Source organism: Neobacillus drentensis (assembly GCF_036966985.1).
GTDB classification, from domain to species: Bacteria; Bacillota; Bacilli; order Bacillales; family Cytobacillaceae; genus Neobacillus; species Neobacillus drentensis_E.
The window spans coordinates 9,564-13,472 of the sequence record NZ_JBALSN010000303.1; the positions used below are offsets into that span (position 1 = coordinate 9,564).

The 3,909-nt window shown below is 41.5% G+C and carries 3 protein-coding genes; 1 reads left to right on the forward strand and 2 read right to left on the reverse strand.

Annotated elements, in window-relative coordinates; genetic code table 11:
• Positions 1-82 precede the first annotated feature (82 nt).
• Entirely contained in the window at positions 83-373 is a 291-nt protein-coding gene (locus tag V7659_RS19595) for a hypothetical protein (protein ID WP_335541568.1), read from the forward strand.
• A 56-nt stretch (positions 374-429) separates the two neighbouring features.
• On the opposite strand, the gene V7659_RS19600 is transcribed toward V7659_RS19595, so the two are convergent.
• Positions 430-2,712 carry an ATP-dependent DNA helicase gene (locus tag V7659_RS19600; protein ID WP_335541570.1) on the reverse strand — a complete coding sequence of 761 codons (2,283 nt, stop codon included), beginning with the start codon at positions 2,710-2,712 and terminating at the stop codon, positions 430-432.
• Positions 2,713-2,854: 142 nt separating this feature from the next.
• A partial coding sequence (locus tag V7659_RS19605) for a glutamate-5-semialdehyde dehydrogenase (RefSeq protein WP_335541572.1) occupies positions 2,855-3,909 on the reverse strand: 1,055 nt, incomplete at its 5' end.

Sequence of the window (3,909 nt, forward strand, 5' to 3'; positions counted from 1 at the left end):
AATTTTTAAAATATTCAGTTTTTTCAAAAAAAATATAGGTGGGGTGATTAAAATGTTTGATTCTTCAGGAGGATCCTACGAGGTGGCTAACTCCAATATTTGTCAAAGCTGCGGGAGTGTAACCTTCAAATCGGATGTATCTTCTACAAGCAATAAGAAAGGATTGACTTATGTCATTTTGGGATGGTTGTTCTTCGCTATATCGCTTGTCTTTATGCCGCTCTTGTTTGGGGTTGGGGCTGTATTTATGGGCATCATGACTTTTTGTGAACGCAGCCAGTTTCACGGTGCGATCCTTACTTTTTTTGCAGCAACTGGTTTAATCCTAGGGACACTGTTTAGCTTTATGGTATCGGGAACGTTTTTCATTTAAAGACAACAAAACCCCTTATGGAAAAAACTCCATTAGGGGTTAATCTTCGAAAGCGTTTATAAAGAACCAATCGTAAACATCTGCCATTCTGACGGCAGGAGTTGTTGATATTGACGTTGTAAGAATCGATCATCAATCAACACGATCGTTCCAAAGTCCTCTTCAGAACGAATTAACCTTCCCCCAGCTTGTAGTACCTTGTTCATGCCAGGATACACATAGGCATAGTCATAACCATTTTTGTTTAGTTGATTAAAATGATCTCTGATGAGATTCCGTTCAAAACATAGTTGCGGCAAACCTACACCGATAACCACAACCCCATTTAAGCGATCTCCAATCAAATCGACACCCTCCGAAAAAATCCCTCCAAGGACGGCGAATCCCAGCAATGTTTCCAGTTGATTCGGTTTAAAGGCATCCAAAAAGGCTTCTCTTTCCGGTTCAGTCATCCCAGCTGCTTGAATGGTGGTTTTCGTTTCTTCATTCTGCTGCTTGAATTGCTCATAAACAGCTAATAAATACTGATAAGATGGGAAAAAGATTAAATAATTCCCAGGCCGCTTTTTTATCAATGATTGAATTCCTGCTGCGATCGATTCCTTCGTCCGCTCTCGATCACCGTAGCGTGTGGACAATGGATGAATATAGACATCGACCTGATCACTTGAAAATGGCGAAGGGATGGAAAGCACATAATCATCCTCCTGCCCGCCGAGCAGATCTTGATAAAAGTTTAAAGGCGAAAGTGTTGCTGAAAAGAAGATCTTCGCTCGATATCCCTTTCCCATTTGATGAAGAAGCTTAGAAGGATCAATACAAAAAAGCTTTACATTGAGATCATTTTTCACTTTTTCTACGTAAATGACATAATGTTCATCAAGAAACTCATTGATTTTCAAAAAATTATTGACGATAAAGTACGCTTCCAAGAGAGTTGGTGAAGCTTCTATAGAGAGCGCTTGCTCGGTAATTTCTACAAATTGTATCAGAGAATCAAGCAATTCATTATCCAGATGATCAAGCGTGAACTCATGTTTATCTGGATTTTCTTTTTTGAGTGCTAGAAACCAGGCATTAAGCTTACTTGCTGCGTCAAACAGGGATTTGTTGACACCCTTAAATTCCTTTTTCAATTGTAGAAATACATCTTTGTTTAGGGAGGATGAAAACATCTCCCGGCCGCGGTCCACAAGATTGTGGGCCTCGTCAACCAATAGAGCGGTAGATTTCTTTTGATCTTCCAACAAACGCTTTAAGGAGACGCGCGGATCAAATACATAATTGTAATCGCAGATGATGGAATCAGCCGAATAGGCAAGGTCAAGCGAAAACTCAAAGGGGCAAACTGTATGTTTCTTGGCGTAAATTTCGATTATTTCTCGAGTCATGCCCGTTTCATTCGATAAGATATCAAGAATCGCATCATTGATCCGGTCATAATAACCATTAGCGAATTCACAATAATCCTTTTGACAATTGGTTTCTTCCTTAAAACAAACTTTATCTTTAGCTGTTATCGTAACGGTGCTCATACAAAGACCACAAGAGCGCATTTTCTTAAAAGCCTCTTCGGCTGCTGTACGGGTTATCGTTTTAGCCGTAAGATAGAAAACTTTGTCCAAATGCCCTTCTCCAATGGCTTTTACAGATGGAAAAAGTGTCGAGATGGTTTTTCCTATGCCAGTTGGCGCTTTCGCAAACAGATTTTTCTTATCGAAAATCGACTTATAGACCCCCCCAGCTAATTTCCGTTGCCCCTCACGGTAGGATTCAAATGGGAAGGAAAGCTCTTTACAACTCTCATTTCGCTTTCTTCGGTGATTGGCGAGAAGGTTTGCATAAGGGGAATAGACCTTCATTACATGTTCCAGAAAGACTTCAAGTTCTGGGGTGTGGTATCTTTTTTGGAAGTATATCTTCTCAAGTGTATCAACGTGGACATAGGTAAGTTGAACAGTGATTTTCTGTAAATCATTGTCCTTCGCATACATAAAAGCATACAGTTTCGCTTGAGCCCAGTGCACGGGATAGCCGCCTTGTTGGATCTGCTCCGAGGTCTGCGAATAGGATTTTATTTCATCGATGACCACACCATCATCACGAAACAACAGCCCATCACACCTGCCATCTATTATGTAGGAAAGGTCTCCTGCCTTGACTTCTGCACGGAGGTATACTTCTTTCTGCTCGGATTCTCCATACGTTTTCTGGATCATTTGATGAATCCTTGTCCCATCGTGCAGTGTAGATGATGATCGGAAACGTGAATCAATACTTCCGCTTCTATAAACATGTTCCACGAGCGTTCTTACTGATATTTGAATTGCCTCTGCCATTAATTCACCAACTTACTTCAAATAAGAATATACGTTTGCTTTTATTATACCAATTTTTCCTCTTCTTTAGATAGTTTCCAACCCATAAATAAAAAACAGGTAAGGACGAACCAACATCCTTACCCGTTTTCTATGAGAATCATTATGATCGAATTTGTCCAGTACCACGGACAATCGCTTTTGTTGTTGTTAACGCACGGAGGCCCATTGGTCCGCGGGCATGAAGCTTTTGCGTACTAATGCCAATTTCTGCCCCATAACCAAATTGCTCGCCATCGGTAAATCGGGTGGATGCATTATGATATAATACGGCTGCATCAACTGCCTGGAAGAACAAACGAACATTGTCAACATTTTCACTGATGATGGCCTCGGAATGTTTCGTTCCATACAGATCAATATGATTAATCGCTGCCTTTACATCCTTCACCAGTTTTACCGTCAAAATCGGTGCTAAAAATTCATTTTTCCAATCTTCTTCCGCGGCCTTCTTTACAAAGGGATAGGCAGCTGTTAAAACTTCATCCCCACGCAGTTCCACTCCCAAGTCATGAAGCGAATGTAATAATTTTTCTGCATATGGCCATTTTTCGTTAATTAGCACGGTTTCCGCTGCATTACATACGGATGGCCGATGCAATTTTGCATTGATCGCAATGTCGATGGCCATGTTTTCATTTGCGGTTTCATCAATGAACACATGACAATTACCTACGCCTGTCTCCAAAACTGGAACTGTCGCATTTTGAACCACTGATTGAATTAACCCTGCTCCACCGCGAGGAATAAGAACATCGAGGTATTCATTCAATTTAAACATTTCAGCCGCTGTTTCACGGCTCGTGTCCTCCAAGAGCTGTACAGCATCTGCTGGAATGGCCGTTTCAGCAAGTGCCCTCTGCATGACATGAACAAGCGCTTTATTGGAATGGATTGCCGAAGTGCTTCCCCTTAAAAGAACGGCGTTTCCAGCTTTTAAGCACAGACTACCTGCATCAACGGTAACATTCGGGCGCGCTTCATACACCATTCCAATGACCCCAAGCGGAACTCGAATCGTTTCAATTTGTAACCCATTCGGACGCTCCCATGATTCAATCGTTTCGCCAATGGGATCCTTCAAATCTACCAACTGTCGTACTCCATCGACAATCTGTTCGATTCTTTCATCCGTTAAAAGAAGCCGATCCAATAGTG